Source organism: Neobacillus sp. OS1-2, from assembly GCF_030915505.1.
Lineage (GTDB): Bacteria > Bacillota > Bacilli > Bacillales > Cytobacillaceae > Neobacillus.
Map to the genome: position 1 here is coordinate 3,517,057 of NZ_CP133265.1, position 19,023 is coordinate 3,536,079.

18 protein-coding genes are annotated in these 19,023 nt (G+C 39.4%); 16 read left to right on the plus strand and 2 right to left on the minus strand.

Annotated features, from left to right (window positions below; all coding sequences use genetic code 11):
- Positions 1 to 18: 18 nt before the first annotated feature.
- Positions 19 to 1,233 carry a nucleotidyltransferase gene (locus RCG19_RS17565; RefSeq protein WP_308108171.1) on the minus strand — a complete coding sequence of 405 codons (1,215 nt, stop codon included), beginning with the start codon at positions 1,231 to 1,233 and terminating at the stop codon, positions 19 to 21.
- Between the two features lie 242 nt (positions 1,234 to 1,475).
- Between RCG19_RS17565 and RCG19_RS17570 the strand changes: the two genes are divergently transcribed.
- The 4 genes from RCG19_RS17570 (at position 1,476) to RCG19_RS17585 (ending at position 3,851) form a co-directional block, all read left to right on the plus strand.
- Positions 1,476 to 2,000, plus strand: coding sequence for a YceD family protein (locus RCG19_RS17570; protein WP_166237840.1), 525 nt, complete (start codon positions 1,476 to 1,478; stop codon positions 1,998 to 2,000).
- Positions 2,001 to 2,083: 83 nt separating this feature from the next.
- Complete coding sequence (gene rpmF / locus RCG19_RS17575; RefSeq protein ID WP_007086250.1) at positions 2,084 to 2,257, plus strand: 50S ribosomal protein L32; 174 nt, start codon at positions 2,084 to 2,086, stop codon at positions 2,255 to 2,257.
- Between the two features lie 118 nt (positions 2,258 to 2,375).
- Positions 2,376 to 3,146 (plus strand): enoyl-CoA hydratase/isomerase family protein, encoded by a 771-nt coding sequence (locus RCG19_RS17580; RefSeq protein WP_308108172.1) that lies wholly within the window; start codon positions 2,376 to 2,378, stop codon positions 3,144 to 3,146.
- A gap of 75 nt (positions 3,147 to 3,221) precedes the next feature.
- Positions 3,222 to 3,851 (plus strand): RsfA family transcriptional regulator, encoded by a 630-nt coding sequence (locus RCG19_RS17585; RefSeq protein WP_166237842.1) that lies wholly within the window; start codon positions 3,222 to 3,224, stop codon positions 3,849 to 3,851.
- 36 nt (positions 3,852 to 3,887) lie between these two features.
- On the opposite strand, the gene RCG19_RS17590 is transcribed toward RCG19_RS17585, so the two are convergent.
- Positions 3,888 to 4,361: an N-acetyltransferase gene (locus RCG19_RS17590; RefSeq protein WP_166237843.1), complete on the minus strand. Its 474-nt coding sequence runs from the start codon at positions 4,359 to 4,361 to the stop codon at positions 3,888 to 3,890.
- 236 nt (positions 4,362 to 4,597) lie between these two features.
- Here RCG19_RS17590 and RCG19_RS17595 point away from each other — a divergent pair, with 236 nt between their 5' ends.
- From RCG19_RS17595 to RCG19_RS17650, 12 genes are all read left to right on the plus strand, one after another.
- Positions 4,598 to 5,935 (plus strand): acetyl-CoA carboxylase biotin carboxylase subunit, encoded by a 1,338-nt coding sequence (locus tag RCG19_RS17595; RefSeq protein ID WP_308108173.1) that lies wholly within the window; start codon positions 4,598 to 4,600, stop codon positions 5,933 to 5,935.
- 17 nt (positions 5,936 to 5,952) lie between these two features.
- A complete protein-coding gene (locus RCG19_RS17600; RefSeq protein WP_166237847.1) occupies positions 5,953 to 6,165 on the plus strand; it encodes an acetyl-CoA carboxylase biotin carboxyl carrier protein subunit in 213 nt (70 codons plus the stop codon).
- A 22-nt stretch (positions 6,166 to 6,187) separates the two neighbouring features.
- Positions 6,188 to 7,729 carry an acyl-CoA carboxylase subunit beta gene (locus tag RCG19_RS17605; RefSeq protein ID WP_308108175.1) on the plus strand — a complete coding sequence of 514 codons (1,542 nt, stop codon included), beginning with the start codon at positions 6,188 to 6,190 and terminating at the stop codon, positions 7,727 to 7,729.
- A gap of 43 nt (positions 7,730 to 7,772) precedes the next feature.
- Complete coding sequence (locus tag RCG19_RS17610) at positions 7,773 to 8,750, plus strand: 2-dehydropantoate 2-reductase (protein WP_308108176.1); 978 nt, start codon at positions 7,773 to 7,775, stop codon at positions 8,748 to 8,750.
- Positions 8,747 to 9,142, plus strand: a complete 396-nt coding sequence (locus RCG19_RS17615) for a DUF3397 domain-containing protein (protein ID WP_308108178.1) — start codon at positions 8,747 to 8,749, stop codon at positions 9,140 to 9,142. The genes RCG19_RS17610 and RCG19_RS17615 overlap by 4 nt, the downstream gene beginning before the upstream one ends.
- 87 nt (positions 9,143 to 9,229) lie before the next feature.
- Entirely contained in the window at positions 9,230 to 10,864 is a 1,635-nt protein-coding gene (bshC, locus tag RCG19_RS17620; protein WP_308108179.1) for a bacillithiol biosynthesis cysteine-adding enzyme BshC, read from the plus strand.
- 149 nt (positions 10,865 to 11,013) lie between these two features.
- On the plus strand, positions 11,014 to 11,445 hold the full coding sequence (gene mraZ, locus RCG19_RS17625; protein WP_308108180.1) for a division/cell wall cluster transcriptional repressor MraZ: 432 nt from the start codon (positions 11,014 to 11,016) through the stop codon (positions 11,443 to 11,445).
- A gap of 64 nt (positions 11,446 to 11,509) precedes the next feature.
- Complete coding sequence (rsmH, locus tag RCG19_RS17630; RefSeq protein ID WP_308108181.1) at positions 11,510 to 12,442, plus strand: 16S rRNA (cytosine(1402)-N(4))-methyltransferase RsmH; 933 nt, start codon at positions 11,510 to 11,512, stop codon at positions 12,440 to 12,442.
- A 248-nt stretch (positions 12,443 to 12,690) separates the two neighbouring features.
- Positions 12,691 to 13,050: a cell division protein FtsL gene (ftsL, locus tag RCG19_RS17635; protein WP_308108182.1), complete on the plus strand. Its 360-nt coding sequence runs from the start codon at positions 12,691 to 12,693 to the stop codon at positions 13,048 to 13,050.
- On the plus strand, positions 13,047 to 15,314 hold the full coding sequence (locus RCG19_RS17640) for a penicillin-binding protein (RefSeq protein ID WP_308108183.1): 2,268 nt from the start codon (positions 13,047 to 13,049) through the stop codon (positions 15,312 to 15,314). Before ftsL ends, RCG19_RS17640 begins: the two co-directional genes overlap by 4 nt.
- A gap of 134 nt (positions 15,315 to 15,448) precedes the next feature.
- Positions 15,449 to 17,368, plus strand: a complete 1,920-nt coding sequence (locus RCG19_RS17645) for a stage V sporulation protein D (protein ID WP_308108184.1) — start codon at positions 15,449 to 15,451, stop codon at positions 17,366 to 17,368.
- Between the two features lie 193 nt (positions 17,369 to 17,561).
- Positions 17,562 to 19,022, plus strand: coding sequence for a UDP-N-acetylmuramoyl-L-alanyl-D-glutamate--2,6-diaminopimelate ligase (locus RCG19_RS17650; protein WP_308108185.1), 1,461 nt, complete (start codon positions 17,562 to 17,564; stop codon positions 19,020 to 19,022).
- The last annotated feature ends 1 nt before the right edge of the window (position 19,023 follow it).

Sequence of the window (19,023 nt, forward strand, 5' to 3'; positions counted from 1 at the left end):
CATAGCGCATCATCTTTTTTATTCAATATAAATGGGCGACTGTGAATATTCTCGCTTTATCATTTCCTTTTTCAGCTGATTAGGGACGCCAAGTGCATATACACGTGCTGCTCTAACATCAAGGAGGATTTCATTTCCCTTAAAGGAAGAAAGCTTAGAAATAAGAGGCAGGCTGAAATTCTTTTTATTCTTGTTCAAATATTCTCTACCATTGCTGGTCATCCCTAATAGTCTTAAATAGGTGGCGGTTTCTCGTTGATTTTTTAATTCTGTTTTTTTCGTATTCGTTAGAATATGAACGCACAGACGTTGTAGTCTTGTCCATGTATACCGTTTCGTTTTTATCTTCTGCATAAATTCTTGAAAACTCCCAGCCTCTAAAGCCGCAGCCTGTAACCTGTTTTCAAGTCCCTCCTCCATCTCATAAATTTCTCGAAGGTCGTCCGGGGTCGTATGGAGAAGACGAAATTGCAGATAGCTCCAATAATTTTCCCATTGATGGAAAATTTGATAGCGTTGAAGATAGTCCTTTAACAATTGCCTGGTAGGTTCAGGTACGTATTGGTCAATTTCCGTTTTGCCATCTAATTTAGAGAAAATGGCCTTGCGGATACTCGTGGCACTTGCGATCGTTTCTGAGGCAAAATGTTCATCATGATAATCAGCATTTTTTCGGGTCACCGTCAACGGTTGCATCCCGCTTTTTAGTTTGTTAACCGCTTTTATGTATTCAAGTCCTAGGATGTTGTTCGGTTTCGCTAAATCTAAGTAATTTTCTGAGTTAGCCAATAGTTTAAATGCAAGCGATACGGCTTTTGGATAACTGACACCTTTATCCATGTATTGATGGATATTTTCATCAAATGGTTGTTTCTGCTCATTTAAAAAATCAATGGTCTGATAAAAATCAGAGATATTTCCATTCTCACTTCCGAAGCAGACTGATTGGCAGCAGGCGGCATCTAGAATGGACACGGCTCCATTTGCAAATGTTTCTGCCTTATGGACAGCGAAGCGGTAGGGAAGTTCAAAGACAAGGTCGACACCACTCAATAACGCCATTTTCGTACGGTACCATTTGGAAACAAGTGCTGGCTCCCCTCGCTGCAAAAAGTTCCCGCTCATTACGGCGATGACAACATCAGCCGTTGCTGCTTCCTTCGATGCTTTTAAATGGAAGGCATGTCCGTTGTGAAAAGGGTTGTATTCGACAATTACACCAACAGCATTCATTTACAATCTCCCTTTGATTTTTAACTTTTTTAACATTATAGCAAAATTCTAAGGAAACCAATCAAATAATGTGATAAGATGTTGAAGATGTTTGTCTTGGACTTATCTGGATACACTATAAAGGAAAACTCTTTTAAGTAATTCTAGTTACTGTAACATCACCTGACGGGGTGTAAAGAAAAAACATTGACAAAAATTTTATCGAAGGCTATAATTACCTTTGTTGCCTTGGGGTGATTCAATTGAAATGGACATTAAGTCAATTACAAAAATATCGAAACAAGGAATTTTTAATTGATGAGACGACTCGTGTGGATGAGATCAAACAAATTGATGCGACTATTCGCGAGGTTTCACCGATGCATATCACTGGTCGGGGAGATATTGACTCAACAAAAGTGACATTCCATTTAAAAATCGAAGGTCATTTAATCCTTCCTTGTTCTCGTACTTTAGTGGATGTAAAACTCCCAATTAATGTCGAAACAACTGAAACTTTCCTCTTACAAGGTTCAGTTTATGAAAGTGGAGAGGAAGCTTACCAAGTAAATGGTGATGTGATTGATTTAATGCCAATCATTAGAGAAATCCTTTTACTTGAGATTCCGATGCAAGTGTTTTGCGAAGATGTAGAATCTGAAGATGCAGCTCCGCAGTCCGGTAAGGATTGGGAAGTACTTCATGAGGAAAGTCAATCGAAAAAGATTGATCCGCGTCTGGCAGGACTTGCTAAGTTTTTTGACGAAAACAATTCTTCCGAATCATAATCGGCAAACCTAAGAAGCTAAGTGAAGAACCAGCACTCCTGGCCTTCATTACTTTCTTGATATTCTTTAAGGAGGTGGGAAGAATGGCTGTACCTTTTAGAAGAACTTCTAAAACTGCAAAAAGAAAGCGTCGTACTCATTTTAAACTAAATGTACCTGGTATGGTAGCTTGCCCAAACTGTGGTGAAATGAAACTTGCTCACCGCGTATGTAAAGCTTGCGGAACATACAAAGGAAAAGAAGTTGTGAACGACTAATTTCCGTTAAGGATAGAAAGCACAAGGAGCTAGTAAAGCCCTTGTGCTTTTATCGTTTCTATACATACTATTGATTTCTGAGTTTCTAAAAATATAGTTATGAAAAGGGTGAGAGTGCTTGGCCTATACCATCGAAAAACGTGAGAAGGGCTATTTATTATTTACGATTACAAGAAGTGAAAAAAGAAACGCCATTAATTATGAAGTAATGAATGGCCTTCGTGAGGCAGTTAAAAGAGCCTCTGAATCGGATATCAAGGCACTTATCATAACCGGTGAAGGGTCACAAGCCTTTTGTTCCGGCGGTGATTTATCCGTTTTTCATAACCTTCATACCAAGGAAGAAGCGTATCCTATGCTCTCGATGATGGCAAACATTCTTTACTCGCTCCTTACCTTACCAATTCCGACCATTGCACTTATTAAAGGGACGGTCATTGGGGGAGGTTGTGAGCTTGCGGCTGCCTGCGATTTTCGTTTAGCTCGAAAGGGAATTAAAGCAGGGTTTATTCAGGGAAAGCAAGCAATCACCACAGGCTGGGGCGGTGGCACCATCCTAGCAGAAAAACTTCCAACTGCGAGTGCGATGAAACTTTTAATGGAGGCAGAACTCAAGGAAGCAGAAGACTTAAAAAAACTGGGCTTTTTTAATGACCTCTTTGAAACCGACTCTCTTCATGCGTGCGAGGCATTCATGGAAAAGATGTTAGAGATTGATGGAAGTGTTCTTCAATCCTATAAAAAAGTCTGGATTAGAAAGTGGGAGCAATCCTTGCTGCGTGAAAGAATAGAGGAGGAGATTCGAAATTGTTCAGTCCTCTGGGAGAGTGATGCCCATCACGATTACGTAAAGTCGTTTGTGAGTAAAAAAACATTGAATAAAGAGTAAAAGACCACATAATAACAGTCTATCTTTTCTAGTAGAAGCATATGTATTATAAAAAACACTAGGAGGGATGGATTGATGTCACCTACGAGACAAGATGCATGGTCCCAGGATGAAGATTTGTTGCTTGCTGAAGTTGTCCTAAGGCATATTCGTGAAGGCGGGACACAACTGCAGGCATTTGAGGAGGTAGGTAAACAGCTGTCGAGAACTTCCGCGGCCTGCGGTTTCCGCTGGAACTCATATGTCCGTAAGCAGTATAAGTCTGGAATAGAGCTTGCAAAGAAACAGCGGAAGGAGTTAAAGAAGCAAGACGCTCCAGTTGAAAGTGAGCCTATTCAAGAGCAGGCAATTGTGGAAGTTCTCCAGTCACCCCCTGGATGTGAACAAGGGAGTACGATCACCTTTCCCGCCGTAATCCATTTCTTAGAAGGACTCCAAAAACAAGCAGAGGCCTCATCTAGTTTTGAAGAGGATAGGAACAAATCCACTGAAAAAATCAAAGAGTTGGAAAAAAAAGCTTTTTACTTGGCAGCTGAAAACGAAAGACTGGCAAAAAATTTAAAGGCGATCGAGGAAGACTACCGTTCTTTAATTGAAATTATGGAACGGGCTAGGAAAATGGTCGTCCTTCACGATGAGGATCGACAACAAAAAGTAAAATTCCAAATGGACAAAAACGGAAACCTTGAAAGAGTGGAGAAGTAATAGGAAAAGCGGACACTTCTGTCCGCTTTTTCCGTGTTATTGGTTTTGGGCTTCCACACCTGCTGGATACCAGACTAGTGGATTTTCTCCACGGTCACGCTCCATATCATACTCTACGTTAGAAAACTCCATATGTTCCCAGAATTCTCTGGATTGAACTCTAGGGTTTGTCTTGATTGGAAGGCCCAAGCCTTTTGCAAATTCTACAAGAACTTTACCAAATCCCTTACCTTGATAGCCTGGTAATACCTCAAGCTTCCATAATTCTAAATAGTTTTGTGGTGGATAGAAATAACGATCAAATTTAGCATCAATTTGATATAAACTCATTCGTGCTACTAGTTTGTCCCCAAAATAAATCCCGTAAAATGGAGAATCACTATCATCCTCAACCATATTTGCTTCAAGATCCTCAAGCATGGATAGTTCCTGAATCCCATATTCTTTAAATTTTTTAAATTCTTCTAGCGTTTTGAAATTTACTTTTAGTTTTTCCACTTTTGCTTTCATGGTCAACCTCCAAAAAATAATGATCTCAACATTTTGTATATATTCCTATGGATCTGAATAATATGAATGGAACAATTTTCGCATTATTCAAAATGAATTACTATCATTATATAACAAAACCATAAAAAATTCTTTAAATATCTTTCGAAAGCGTTTTCAAAATTTGCAGGAAATTCGGGGAATGATGTAGAAATTTAATTATGATGGAACAAAAGGGGTATGAAAGGGGAAAAAATGTGCAAAAAATTTTAATTGCCAATCGTGGAGAAATTGCCCATCGGATTATGAAAACCTGTCATGTGATGGGGATTGAAACAATTGCTATTTATTCTGAAGCTGATAAGGAAATGCCCTTTGTAAAGGCGGCAACAAAGGCTGTTTATGTAGGGGAATCACCTGTGAACAAATCCTATTTACAAAGTGATAAAATTTTGGAAATAGCAAAAAACGAAAAAGTGGATGCCATCCACCCCGGATATGGATTTTTATCTGAAAATGCAGCATTTGCTAGGAAAGTCATCAACGAAGGGATTATTTTCATCGGTCCGAAGCCTGAGACTATTGAATTAATGGGCGATAAAATTGTTTCCCGGCAAACAATGGAGAAAGCCGGTGTCCCCGTTGTTCCTGGCAGTAGTGGCGGCTTAAAAACTATTGAAGAAGCTCTTGGTCTTGCCGAGATAATAGGATACCCTGTCATGCTTAAAGCTAGTGGCGGAGGTGGCGGAATTGGTATGGTGCTTTGTGAAAATGAGCAAGCGCTCGTTAAGTCCTATGATTCGACAAAGTCGAGAGCAATGGCCTATTTCGGTTCAGATGAAGTTTTCATTGAAAAATATATTGCAAGTAGCAGGCACGTGGAAATTCAGATATTTGGTGACCACAGTGGGAATATGGTTCATTTGTTTGAAAGAGATTGTTCCATTCAAAGAAGACACCAAAAAGTTGTCGAAGAATCACCATCCCCTTTTCTATCTGATACGGTAAGGGAGAAAATGTATGAAACTGCTGTCAAAGCCGCGCGTGCTGTCGAATATTCAAATGCTGGGACGATCGAATTTATAGTCGATGAAAATGAAGACTTTTATTTTCTGGAAATGAATACACGACTCCAAGTGGAGCATCCTGTGACAGAAATGATTACAGGACTTGATTTAGTTAAATGGCAAATACTTGTGGCTGGGGGCGAGAAATTACCGTTGTTACAATCTGAGATTGTATCTACCGGAAATGCCATTGAATTCCGCCTTTATGCTGAAGATCCTGTCCGGTTTTTACCGTCGCCGGGGAAAATTACCAAGCTTGATTGGAATGAAAATAATGGAGTCAGAATTGATTCAGGATATGAAGAAGGCGGAACAGTGACACCCTATTATGATCCGATGATTGCCAAATGTATTTTTCACGGTTCAACTAGGGCAGAAGTATTAGTTGCTGCAGAAAACTTCTTTAAAAAGTTGAAAATTGAAGGTATTAAAACTAACGCACCACTTTTCTTGAATATTCTAGCAGACCAAGATTTCCAACAAGGATTGTACACCACAAGCTTTCTAACAAAAAATTTAGTGAAATAGTAAGGAGTGTAAAAATTATGAAAGAAATTACAGCATCAATGGCTGGGACAGTATTAAATATTTTTGCTCAAGTTGGAGACCAAGTTAACACAGGTCAAGAGGTATTAATGTTGGAATCAATGAAAATGGAAATTCCAATCGAAAGTGCTGTTGAGGGTTTAGTTCAGAAGGTAAATGTCAGCATCGGTGACTTCGTCAATGAAGGCGATGTTTTACTTGTACTAGAGTAGTATTTCGGAGAGGAGGAGCATAATGGCAACAACTCATACATTAAATGACCAATTAAATGAAAATAGGAAAAAAATCGAGGCTGGCGGACATCCAAAATATCATGAAAAGCTGACAGAGCAAAAAAAGCTGTTTGTTCGAGACCGCCTGAGATTATTATTTGATGAAGGGAAATATGAGGAAGATGGAAAATTTGCCAACTTCCAGGCTGGTGATCTGCCATCAGACGGTGTTGTAACAGGTATTGGTAAAATTAATGGTCAGACAGTTTGTGTCATGGCAAATGATTCAACAATTAAAGCTGGCTCATGGGGGGCTCGCACAGTTGAAAAGATCATCCGGATCCAAGAAACGGCGGAAAAATTAAAGGTCCCTTTATTTTATCTTGTTGATTCTGCCGGTGCGAGGATCACTGATCAAGTAGAAATGTTTCCAAATCGCCGTGGAGCAGGGAAAATCTTTTATAACCAAGTGAAGCTATCAGGAATGATTCCACAAGTATGTATTCTGTTTGGTCCTTCAGCCGCTGGAGGTGCATATATCCCGGCATTCTGTGATTTGGTTATTATGGTCGATCAAAATGCATCGATGTATTTGGGCTCACCACGGATGGCTGAAAAGGTAATTGGCGAAAAGGTAACGCTTGAGGAAATGGGCGGTGCCCGCATGCACTGTACAATCAGCGGCTGTGGAGATGTATTGGCCTACAGTGAGGAAGAAGCCATTGAATCGGCAAAAAAATATATCAGTTATTTTCCTGCAAGTTTTAAGGAAAAGCCAAAATTGATTGAGGGTGTGGCAGCAAAGGATGGTCGTGAACTGGAAGCGATTATTCCTGAAAATCAAAATGCCCCATTTGATATGTTTGAATGTATTGATCGACTTGTGGATAATGCTAGTTTTTATGAAATAAAGAAGTTATTTGCGCCGGAATTAATTACTGGAATAGCCAGAATCAATGGAAGAGCTGTTGGAATTATTGCCAATCAACCTAAGGTAAAGGGCGGTGTTTTATTTGTGGATTCCGCAGATAAAGCAGCAAAATTCATCCAGCTCTGCGATGCTTTCCATATTCCCTTACTATTCCTAGCGGATGTTCCAGGCTTTATGATTGGCACGAAAGTAGAAAGAGCCGGAATCATCCGTCATGGGGCAAAATTGATTGCCGCTATGAGCTCTGCTACCGTACCGAAAATCTCAGTTATTGTGAGAAAAGCTTATGGTGCAGGTCTTTATGCGATGGCAGGTCCGGCATTTGAGCCTGATTGCTGTATTGCTCTGCCAACTGCCCAAATTGCGGTCATGGGTCCGGAGGCTGCTGTAAATGCTGTTTATTCTAATAAGATTAATGAAATTGCGGACGCTAAAGAAAGAATCGCCTTTGTTCAAGAAAAGCATAAAGAGTACAAAGAGCATATTGATATTTATAAACTTGCTTCAGAGCTCATTGTTGATGAAATTGTCGCCCCGTCAGAATTAAGAGAGGTGCTTATTCAAAGATTTGCTTACTATGAAACAAAGGAATTAACCTTCAGTGTCAGAAAGCATCCAGTTTATCCAGTTTAACATGCTTCCCCCTTTTCGATTTTATCGGAAAGGGGTTATTTTTTTGAAAAATCCTACTAATAAGTCTTCAGCATCTGCTAAAATAACGAATAAAGACAATTTAAAACGAGGGATTATGATGAAAGTTGGAATTATTGGAGCCGGTTCAATAGGATTATTATTTGCATCCTACATTAGCAGGGTTCTTGATGTGACGATATATACGAGAACATCTAAGCAAGCACAAGAGATTAATAAAAATGGAATCAAACTACGTAATGGGGGAAATGAGAGAGTGACGATGGTCAGGGCGCAGCCAATCGGGATGTGGACGGGCACAGAAAATTTTACGATTATAGCAGTGAAACAATATCAGCTTCTACCCATTATCGAGAAAATAAATCAGTTATCGGCTGTGCCAGAACACCTATTATTTTTACAAAATGGAATGGGGCATTTAAAGCTTCTCGAGGGTGTAAGAGCAAATGATCTCTATGTTGGATCTGTGGAACATGGAGCACTAAAGGAAAATTCAACTACTGTCAGCCATAATGGAAACGGCGTTACGAATGTGGCTGTATTTAAAGGTACTGCTGTTTCATTACAGCAATTGGTATCCGAACTTAATGGAGAATTTCCAATGGTGTTACATGAAGACTTTTATCCAATGTTGATAAAAAAATTAATTGTTAATGCAGTCATAAACCCCTTAACTGCACTCCTTCAGGTGAAAAATGGAGTTTTAATCAAAAATCGATTCTATTTCCAAGCAGTTCAGAAGGTTTTTGCGGAAATTTCCTTTATTTTGAACCTTGAGCAGCCGGAGGAATATTTGCGTCTGGTTATTGAAATTTGTAAAAATACGGAAGATAACCGTTCCTCGATGTTTAAAGATATGGAAGCAAACAATTTGACAGAAATTGATGCAATTTTAGGCTATTTACTAGATGAAGCAGAAAAACAGGAGAAAGAGGCACCACAATTGAGTATTCTTTATCATTTTATTAAGGGAAAAGAGCTTGACAGGGAGGGCGCTTTATGAGCACAATCCTTTCTGTTTTTTTAACCGTCTTCTTTACATTACCGTTTTTAGGAACTATTCTTGTTTTTTTAGTGCTTAAATTCATCACAAGAAATTCACGTAGATCTTTACATCTGGCACTGGATTACACAACCATCTTGTTTATCTTTTCTGTTCACTTTTTAATCGTTATCATTTGGGGGAAATCGTTATTATGGGTGATCATCCTTATCATGATCATGATTGCCATGGTCTTTGTTTTTGTCCATTGGAAGCTAAAAGAAGAAATTATCCTAGGAAGGGTAATGAAAGGTTTTTGGCGCTTTAGTTTTCTGTTCTTTTTTCTCGTGTATATCACCTTAACTTTGTATGGATTAATCCATCGAGTCGTTATTTTTACGTTTTTTACATAATTACAAGTCGAAGTTTTTTTAAATTTGGATGGGGAGTGGTATACTCGTAAAAGAATGAATTTGGGTGATCAGAAAGGAAGTACATAAATGGAGATTTTAAATCTCTCGTTACCAGCAACGAACCGGTTTGCATCACATTATTTGGAACAATCTGTTGAAATCCAGTCTTTTTTTCATTATCGTTTTAATGATCAACAAGAAGATATGAAAAGAATAGCTGAACTTAGCAGCCGATCGTTTCCACGCAAAGAGGTTGCTGCACATATTGAGGGTTTTATGGAGCGCTTTCCGTCTTCAGATGCTGTAAAGAATTCACTTGAAAAGTTGAAGGCAAATAATAGTGCTGTTGTTATTGGCGGCCAACAGGCTGGGATTCTGACGGGACCTCTTTATTCCATACATAAAGTCATCTCAATCATAAAATTAGCTGAGCAAAAGGAAAGACAGTTGGGAATCCCCATCATCCCTGTTTTTTGGATTGCCGGTGAGGATCATGATTTCCAGGAAGTCAATCATATCTTTGTACCTTGTGCAGGAAGAGTAGATAAGTGGACATATCCCGAAAAAGTCCATCAAAAGAAAATGGTATCGGATATCACATTAAACAAGGATATCTGTCTTTCATGGGTAGAAAATTTGATAAAAAATTTTGGTGAAACAGAGCACACAAATAATCTTTTAGAATTTGCCGATGTACAAATAACTAAGTCACCCACCTTTGTCGATTTCTTTGCGAATATTATTATGGAACTTTTCAAGGATTACGGGTTGTTAATTGTTGATTCGGGGAATAAGGATTTCCGCCAGATACAAAAGGATTTCTTTAAAGAACAAATTGATCAGCACGAAGCGATCACTTTCTCGCTTTTAGAGCAGCAAAAGCAAATAACGGAAAATGGCTTCCCTATTACCATTGAGGCAAACGAGAAAGCGGCAAACCTTTTCTATTATAATAAAAGAGCAAATGAGCGAATTTTGCTAGAATATGATCGTGAAATTGATTGCTTTGTGGGAAAAAGTGGTGCTATTACCTTTACTAAAGAAGAATTACTAGTGCTGGCTGATGAAAATCCTGCTGTATTAAGTAACAACGTGGTGACACGTCCGCTCATGCAGGAATGTCTTTTTCCGACCATCGCTTTTATAGCAGGCCCTGGTGAAATTGCTTACTGGGCTGAACTTAAGCTTGTATTTGAACATTTTCATCTAAAAATGCCGCCCATTGTCCCACGCTTGAATATTACTTTTTTAGATCGTTCAGTGGAAACAGATATTTCAGAATTGAAACTGGATTTGATGGAGATCTTGAAAAATGGAACCGAACAGGAAAAGGAAAAATTTTTGGCTGCGATTAAAGATAAAGAATTAGCAGAATTATTCTCCCGGACGATAGAGCAGTTAGGAAATCAATACAAACTGATTGAAGCCAAGACAGAGCAACTAGATCGTTCGCTCATGCCGATGTTGAAGAAAAACGAGAGTTATTTATTAAAAGAGATTGGCTTCATGCAATCAAAACTAGAAAATGCGGTAAAGTTGAAACACGATGTCCTCTTAAAAAAATATGCCAGGATTGATCTGGCATTACGGCCTGATGGATTTCCGCAAGAACGAGTATGGAATGTATTTTATTATTTAAATAAACATGGTTTATCGTTCATGAACAAGGTAATGGCAGGGACCTTTGAATTTGATGGCCGTCATAAGGTATTAAAAGTATAGGAAACCTTCACACTTGTTGTGAGGTTTTTTTTTGCCCAAAATTACGAATAAAAAAGGATTTTCAAGAAAGTGGAGCGAATAGTTTAAAAATAGGTGGTGAAAAGTGGGGGAATGTGGTACATTTTTTATAGAAAGTGGGGGTAACGGGTATGTTCATGGGTGAATACCATCACAGCATTGATATTAAAGGCCGTATGATTGTGCCCTCCAAATTCCGAGATGAACTTGGCGACATGTTTATCATCACTAGAGGATTGGATCAATGTTTATTTGGTTACCCAGTTTCAGAATGGGCGCTTATAGAAGAAAAGCTAAAAGGGCTGCCGCTGACAAAAAAAGACGCCCGTGCCTTTACAAGATTCTTCTTTTCAGGTGCAACAGAGAGTGAACTTGATAAGCAAGGAAGAATCAATATCCCTGCACCACTGTTGCAATATGCAAAATTGGAAAAGGAATGCGTAATCTTAGGTGTTTCCAATCGAATTGAAATTTGGAGCAAGCAGATTTGGGAAGAATATTTTACACAGTCTGAAGAATCTTTTGCGGAAATTGCAGAAAATATGATTGGCTTTGATATATAATGGGAAAGTTATATTAATATATTTTCTTGTTAGTATCGTTCGATTGGAAAAGGAAGGTACGTAAATGTTTGAACACACAACTGTATTGTTAAAGGAAGCTGTAGACGGCCTAAATATTAAGCCAGATGGAATTTATGTTGATTGTACATTGGGCGGTGCGGGTCATAGTTCCCGTATTCTTTCAAAGCTTGGGGCAGGTGGTAAATTATATGCATTTGACCAAGATGAAACAGCCATTGCACATGCAAAGGAAAAATTAGCTGAATATGGTGACCAATTAGTTATTATTAAAAGCAATTTCTTATATTTAAAAGACGAACTTGAGAGTCTTGGAATTAATCATGTAGATGGAGTCTTATATGATTTAGGAGTATCATCACCACAGCTGGATACACCTGAAAGGGGTTTTAGCTATCATCATGATGCACCACTGGACATGAGAATGGACAATGATGCAGATGTTTCCGCTTATGATGTCATTAATCATTGGTCATATGAAGATTTAGTCCGTATCTTTTTTCGCTACGGGGAGGAGAAATTCTCCAAACAAATCGCTCGTAAAATTGAGGCAGCGAGAGAAGTAAATCCAATTGAAACTACGTTCGAGTTAGTAGAATTGATTAAGGATGGGATTCCGGCACCTGCGAGAAGAAAAGGTGGACATCCTGCGAAAAGAATTTTTCAAGCTGTCAGAATAGCTGTAAATGATGAATTAGCGGTATTTGAAAAGTCTTTGAACCAAGCGATTGACCTGCTAAAGCCTGAGGGTCGAATTAGTGTCATCACTTTCCATTCGCTAGAGGATCGAATTTGTAAGGCGGCCTTTAAGAAGGCAAGCGAGACTCCACAATTGCCTAAGGGATTGCCTATCATTCCCGATGAGTATAAACCGGAATTAAAGCTAGTCTCCCGGAAACCAATTCTTCCATCTGAAGAGGAATTAGAGCATAACAATCGCGCGCGATCAGCAAAGCTTCGTATAGCAGAAAAGCTATAAGAAAAGCGAAAGCACCCTGGTCAGCGGCGTATGGCCTGGAGCTCTCCAACTGAGATAAAGGAAACACGAAGAGCGGTAGCGATTCGATGTTGACTTATCGTAGGGCGGAGAGCGAAGGACACTAGCCGCTAGGGTGCTGAAGCTGGACAATTCTCAAGTTCGAAATTTATACTTTCTTATCTCTTAAGAAAAGCGAAAGCGCCTCGGTGCTTTCGCTAGAATAGAAAACTAATCTGGAGGGGAAATGGTTGAGTAATCTTGCCAGGAAATATTTAGAACAGCAACAAGCAGAACAAAAAGTGCAAAATAAAGGTCAAGTGAAATTAAAGAAATCCTGGCTTACTCCAGGGGAAAAAGTAATAGGCGTCGTATTCGCCGGAATGGTATGTTTTGGGGCAGTCCACCTTGTTTCAAACCAATCAAAAATTTACCAGGTTAACAAGGACATTCAATTGGTGGAAGAAAAAGTCTCAAATCAAAAAAAGGTTAATAGTGATTTACAGGTGCAAGTAAACGAATTAAGTTCCTATGATCGAATTTTTAAAAAGGCAGAGGAAATGGGTCTTTTTAGAGATGAAAATAACGTCAAGGTTGTGCAGAAAAAATGAACAAGAAACAGCCATATATGAATGTAGGAGCAGCGATATTGTTTGCGATATTCGGCCTGCTCTTTTTTGTATTGATCTGCAGGTATTTTTCGATTCAAATTTCTGGGGAAGTTAGCGGACAGCCACTTGCAGCAAAAGCTCAACAAAAATATGGCCGGGAGGGAATCCTTCCAGCCGAGCGTGGGATCATCTTTGACCGTAATGGTGAATTGGTGGCCGAGGATACAGCAGCCTATACTCTTATCGCAATTCTAGATAAAAAAATGACTGTGAATCCCAAAAAACCGAAACATGTAAAGGATCTTAATAAAACAGCACAGGAGCTTTCCAAGTATATAAATATGGAAGAAACAGAGATTTATAAAATCCTAACCACTGGGAAAGAAAAGAAAAGGTTCCAAGTCGAATTCGGTAAGGCAGGAAGAGATATTTCCTATGATACAAAGAAAAAAATAGAAGACCTTGAGCTCCCTGGTATCACATTTTCAAGGGATTCAAAACGTTTCTATCCAAATGGAATCTTTGCTTCACATTTAGTTGGATATGCTGAAATAGAGAAAAAAAAGGATGGGACTTACGTCAAACAAAAGGATGGAACCTACAAAGTAGAAGGAAAAATGGGAATTGAACAAGCCTTCAATGATGAATTAACAGGGAAAAATGGAAAAATTAATTATGAGGGAGATTTGTGGGGCTATATTCTTCCTGATGGCAAAGAAAAGATCACCCCAGCGCAGGACGGAAACGATGTATATTTGACAATCGACCAAAAAATCCAAGCCTTTTTGGAAGATGCCATGGATAATGTGGTGAAGGAATATAAACCGAAGAAAATCATCGCACTTGTGGCAGACCCGAAAACAGGGGAAATTTTGGCAATGGGTCAGCGTCCATCATTCCATCCGAAAACAAAAGAAGGAATTGATAAAAGTTGGCATAACGAAGCAATTGAAACGTCATTTGAACCAGGTTCAACCATGAAGATTTTTACCCTTGCAGCTGCCGTTCAAGAAAAAGTGTTTAACCCAAATGAAATCTATCCATCCGGTTCTTATCGGGTTACCGAGAAATCTCAAGTCATTCATGATCATAATTACTCCGGCTGGGGACCGATTACTTTTCTTGAAGGTGTTCAACGATCTTCGAATACAGCTTTTGCAAGAATTGCTAATGAAAAATTGGGGTTTGACAAATTTAGGGAATATTTAACTAAATTTGGATTTGATAAACCAACAGGAATCGAACTTCCGAATGAAACATCAGGAAAAATTCAATATACCTATCCAATAGAAAAAGTCACTACCGCTTATGGTCAAGGAACAGCGATTACACCGATTCAACAAATTCAAGCAGCTACTGCAATTGCGAATGATGGAAAAATGGTAAAGCCGCATGTGGTTGAAAAGATTGTTAATCATGATACTGGTGAAACAATTAAAAAAATGACACCAGAGGTTGTATCAACGCCAATTTCTGCGGAGACGGCGAAGGAAGTAAGAGATATATTGGAAACAGTTGTTACCTCTCCAAAAGGTACTGGAGGACTATATAAACTTGATGGTTACAGTGTGGCAGGTAAGACAGGGACTGCTAATATCCCTGGACCTAATGGAAAATATTTAACTGGTACAGATAATTATATATTTTCATTTTTAGGCATGGCACCCAAAGATAATCCTAAATTAATTGTTTATGTGGCAGTTCAACAGCCTGAAGGATTAGAAAATTATGGGCAAGGAGCGATTCCTGTTTCAATGATTTTTAATCCTGTGATGAAGAACAGTCTGCATTACTTAAATATCCAACCATCTATGCTTGAAAAGGCTGTAGTTAATAAACTACCTAATCTTAAGGGACAAGCGACCGAGGAAGCTGTAAAGAATCTAAAAGAAAATGGCTTTGAAACAGTTGTGCTCGGCAATGGAACAAAAGTTATTGGACAGCTGCCAAAAGCCGGGACGACTGTTTTGGAAGGTGAAAAGATAGTCATCCAAACCGAAGGTGATCTGACGGCACCGGATATGACAGGATGGTCACTTAGGGATGTTATGAAAGTTTCTACCATTGCCGGAATAAAATTAACTTCAAAAGGTCAGGGATATGTCACTAAGCAAAATATTACGCCAAACACTCTCTTAAAGAGTGGGGATTTCCTTATTGTTGATTTAATAACCCCTGAAGAACAATGGAATGCAGAAATGAAAACAACAAAAGATGAAACTGGAAAAAAGAAGGATGAACAAGATAAGAAAGTGCAAGATTAATCGTTAATCCCGCTTATTAGCGGGATTTTTGCTTTTCAGTGGACAGATGTAATTACGTTCTATTAGAACAGGTACAAGCATATAAATGAACGATAATGGAATGCAGTGCGTGATAAAGGAGGATTATTCATTGTATGCGTGTTTCTAATGTAACTGTCCGTAAACGGCTTATGATTGCTCTATTCGTTGGCATCCTTACCTTCTTAATAATTGATGTTCGGCTGGGGTATGTCCAATTTATCCTTGGTGACATGCTGACTGATGGAGCAAAAGGATCTTGGAGCCGGAATATCCCTTTTGAACCTGAGCGAGGCAAAATAGTTGATCGGAATGGGGTACCGTTAGCAACGAATATTAGTGCCCCTACTGTTTATGTGATTCCAAAACAGGTAAAAGACCCGGCAGCGACGGCTGAAAAGTTAGCAGCAGTGCTGGATATGCCAAAGGAAAAAGCATATCGGGACATAACAAAGGGTGCTTCGTCCGTCCGGATTAAGGAAGGCAGAAAAATATCTCACGAAAAGGCAAAGGAAATTAGAGCCCTTGATCTTGAAGGTGTTTACATTGGAGAAGATTCAAAACGGCATTATCCAAATGGGAGTTATCTTTCCCACGTTCTAGGATTTACAGGGGTGGACAACCAAGGATTAATGGGACTTGAAAAGTACTACGACAAAGAGCTAAGTGGTGAACGCGGAGCAGTAAAATTTTACGCCAATGCCAAGGGTGAAAGAATGAATGATATGGCTGACGATTATGAGCATCCCATAAACGGCCTTGATTTGAAACTAACGATTGATTCAAAAATAGAGACAATTATCGAAAGGGAACTGGATATTGCTGAAGCAAAATATAATCCAGATGGAATTGTAGCGATTGCTATGAATCCAAATAGCGGCGAAATATTAGGAATGTCAAGCAGACCGACATTTGACCCGGCTAACTTCCGCAATGTTCCACAAGAGGTTTATAACCGGAATCTTCCAGTATGGTCAACGTATGAGCCAGGTTCTACCTTTAAAATTATTACCCTTGCCGCAGCACTGAATGAAGGAAAGGTTGACTTGGAAAAAGATCATTTTCATGATTCAGGGTCAGTACAAGTTGCTGGTGCGAGGTTAAAATGCTGGAAAAGAGGGGGGCATGGGAGTCAAACCTTTTTAGAGGTTGTTCAAAATTCCTGTAACCCGGGGTTTGTAGAATTAGGTGATCGATTAGGAAAAGACAAGCTATTTAAATATATAAAGGATTTTGGCTTTGGACAAAAGACTGGAATTGATTTGCAAGGGGAAGGAACGGGTATTTTGTTTAACTTGAACCGAGTGGGTCCTGTTGAACAAGCCACAACCGCCTTTGGTCAGGGTGTTTCGGTAACGCCCATCCAGCAGGTAACAGCCGTTTCAGCAGCCGTTAATGGCGGGATTCTTTACAAGCCGTTCATCGCAAAGGAGTTAATTGATCCAGTTACAAACGAAGTAGTGATGAGAAATACTCCGGTAGAAAAAAGACGAGTGATTACTGAAGAAACATCAAAGGAGATCCGCAATGCTCTGGAAAGCGTTGTGGCGCAAGGAACAGGCGGCAAAGCATTTGTTGAGGGATATCGTGTTGGCGGTAAAACAGGAACGGCACAAAAGGCACAAGGGGGTAGATACTTAGAAAATAACTATATTGTTTCTTTTGTAGGTTTCGCACCCGCTGATGATCCCCAGATTGTTGTTTATGTGGCAGTGGATAATCCCAAAGGTGTTACCGCCTTTGGGGGAACCATTAGCGCTCCAATTGTCGGTAATATAATGAAGGATGGCCTAAGTGCGATGGGGATAGAACCTAGAAAGGATCAAATTGAAAAGGAAATCAAGTGGCCAGATACCCCACTATTAACATTGCCAGACTTTGTAGGATTGACAAAAAGCGAACTTCAAGAGCAAATGATCAATTTGAAAGTTGATGCGAGTGGTGAAGGAGATGTCGTTGTAAAACAATCACCTGAACCGGGAACAAAGGTTAAGGAAGGCTCAAAAGTACGGCTTTATTTCGGTAATGGGGAATAGCCGACATAAGAGGAATAATCAACAAAAGGCGGTCGGAATGTGTTCCGCCGCCTAAAATTTTATTAAGCTTTCAATACTAAATGGAAAAATAAAATGTTTTAATGTAAAATAAGATGGAACTTTCAAGAGAAGGTTAATTAGGTAAAGAGTGATAAAAAGATTTTTGGACGGTTATGAGAGGATTTGAGAGAAAATGAGGTTACAAAAGCTGCTTGAATATTTGCATCCGATCCATCCTTATATGGGGGAAGACCCGGAAATCACTTCAATTGAAAATGATAACCGGAAGGTGCAAAAAGGGAGCTTGTTTATTTGTATTAATGGCTATACTGTGGATGGGCATGATTTTGCAGCGTCTGCTGTTAATAATGGGGCTGCAGCAATCCTTGCTGAGCGTCCGTTAGACCTGGATGTACCTATAGTCGTTGTTAACGATACAACAAGAGCTATGGCAGTGCTAGCTGATAGCTTTTACGGACAGCCAACGAAAAGGCTGCAATTAATTGGCATCACAGGAACAAACGGAAAAACGACCACCAGTCACTTGGTTGAAAAAATATTTGCCGATACTGGGAAAACAACAGGCTTGATCGGTACCATGTATACGAAGATTGCCGAAAAGACATTGGAAACAAAAAACACAACTCCAGAAAGCCTGACACTTCAAAAAACATTTCACCATATGGTAGAGGCTGGTGTCAGTCATGCGGTAATGGAGGTTTCATCGCATGCCCTTGACTTAGGCAGGGTCCACGGATGTGATTTTGATATTGCTGTTTTTACTAACCTTACACAGGATCATCTTGATTACCATAAAACGATGGCGGAATATAAGCGGGCAAAAAGTATGTTGTTTGCCCAGCTTGGCAACTCCTTCGATAAAAACAAACCGAAATTTGCAGTCTTAAATGCAGATGACCCCGCATCAGAAATGTTTAGCAGGTCAACGGCTGCACATGTGGTTACATACGGAATAGATCAGAAGGCAGATCTGCAAGCTCAAAATATTCAAATGACACCAAAAGGAACAAATTTTGATCTTGTTATGAAGGGTGCCATCTATCCGGTTCACATGCAATTAATTGGTAAATTTAGCGTTTATAATGTTTTAGCAAGTATTACCGTTGCGTTAGTTTCAGGCATTGAGATTCATACTATCATCCATTCTATCGAAGATGTTGAAGGGGTGGCTGGCAGGTTTGAACTTGTTAATGCAGGCCAGGAATTTACGGTAATAGTTGATTATGCCCATACACCTGACAGTCTAGAAAATGTATTAAAAACCATTCAACATTTCGCGCAGAATCGGGTTTTCGTTATTGTTGGCTGTGGGGGAGATCGGGATCGTACCAAACGGCCATTGATGGCACAAATTGCCTGTAATTGGGCAACAGACCCTATTTTCACCTCGGATAATCCAAGAAGTGAAGATCCGCTAGCAATATTGAAGGAAATGGAAACAGGTGTCGAAGGGAAATCATACCAAGTCATACCTGATCGAAGAGAAGCGATTCATTCGGCTGTCCGTCAGGCAGAAGCGGGAGATATTATTTTAATCGCTGGAAAAGGTCATGAAACCTATCAAACCATTGGCAATGTCGTTCATGATTTTGATGACCGAATTGTAGCCAGGGAAGCAATTGAGGGGAGATAGG

Bases quoted from the DNA above. Each gene is read 5' to 3' on its own strand.
- bshC (WP_308108179.1), top strand. From the start codon at position 9,230: ATGGAGATTTTAAATCTCTCGTTACCAGCAACGAACCGGTTTGCATCA.
- RCG19_RS17565 (WP_308108171.1), bottom strand. From the start codon at position 1,233: ATGAATGCTGTTGGTGTAATTGTCGAATACAACCCTTTTCACAACGGA.
- RCG19_RS17600 (WP_166237847.1), top strand. From the start codon at position 5,953: ATGAAAGAAATTACAGCATCAATGGCTGGGACAGTATTAAATATTTTT.
- mraZ (WP_308108180.1), top strand. From the start codon at position 11,014: ATGTTCATGGGTGAATACCATCACAGCATTGATATTAAAGGCCGTATG.
- RCG19_RS17650 (WP_308108185.1), top strand. From the start codon at position 17,562: ATGAGGTTACAAAAGCTGCTTGAATATTTGCATCCGATCCATCCTTAT.
- RCG19_RS17645 (WP_308108184.1), top strand. From the start codon at position 15,449: ATGCGTGTTTCTAATGTAACTGTCCGTAAACGGCTTATGATTGCTCTA.
- rsmH (WP_308108181.1), top strand. From the start codon at position 11,510: ATGTTTGAACACACAACTGTATTGTTAAAGGAAGCTGTAGACGGCCTA.
- RCG19_RS17640 (WP_308108183.1), top strand. From the start codon at position 13,047: ATGAACAAGAAACAGCCATATATGAATGTAGGAGCAGCGATATTGTTT.
- rpmF (WP_007086250.1), top strand. From the start codon at position 2,084: ATGGCTGTACCTTTTAGAAGAACTTCTAAAACTGCAAAAAGAAAGCGT.
- RCG19_RS17585 (WP_166237842.1), top strand. From the start codon at position 3,222: ATGTCACCTACGAGACAAGATGCATGGTCCCAGGATGAAGATTTGTTG.
- RCG19_RS17605 (WP_308108175.1), top strand. From the start codon at position 6,188: ATGGCAACAACTCATACATTAAATGACCAATTAAATGAAAATAGGAAA.
- RCG19_RS17590 (WP_166237843.1), bottom strand. From the start codon at position 4,361: ATGAAAGCAAAAGTGGAAAAACTAAAAGTAAATTTCAAAACGCTAGAA.
- RCG19_RS17615 (WP_308108178.1), top strand. From the start codon at position 8,747: ATGAGCACAATCCTTTCTGTTTTTTTAACCGTCTTCTTTACATTACCG.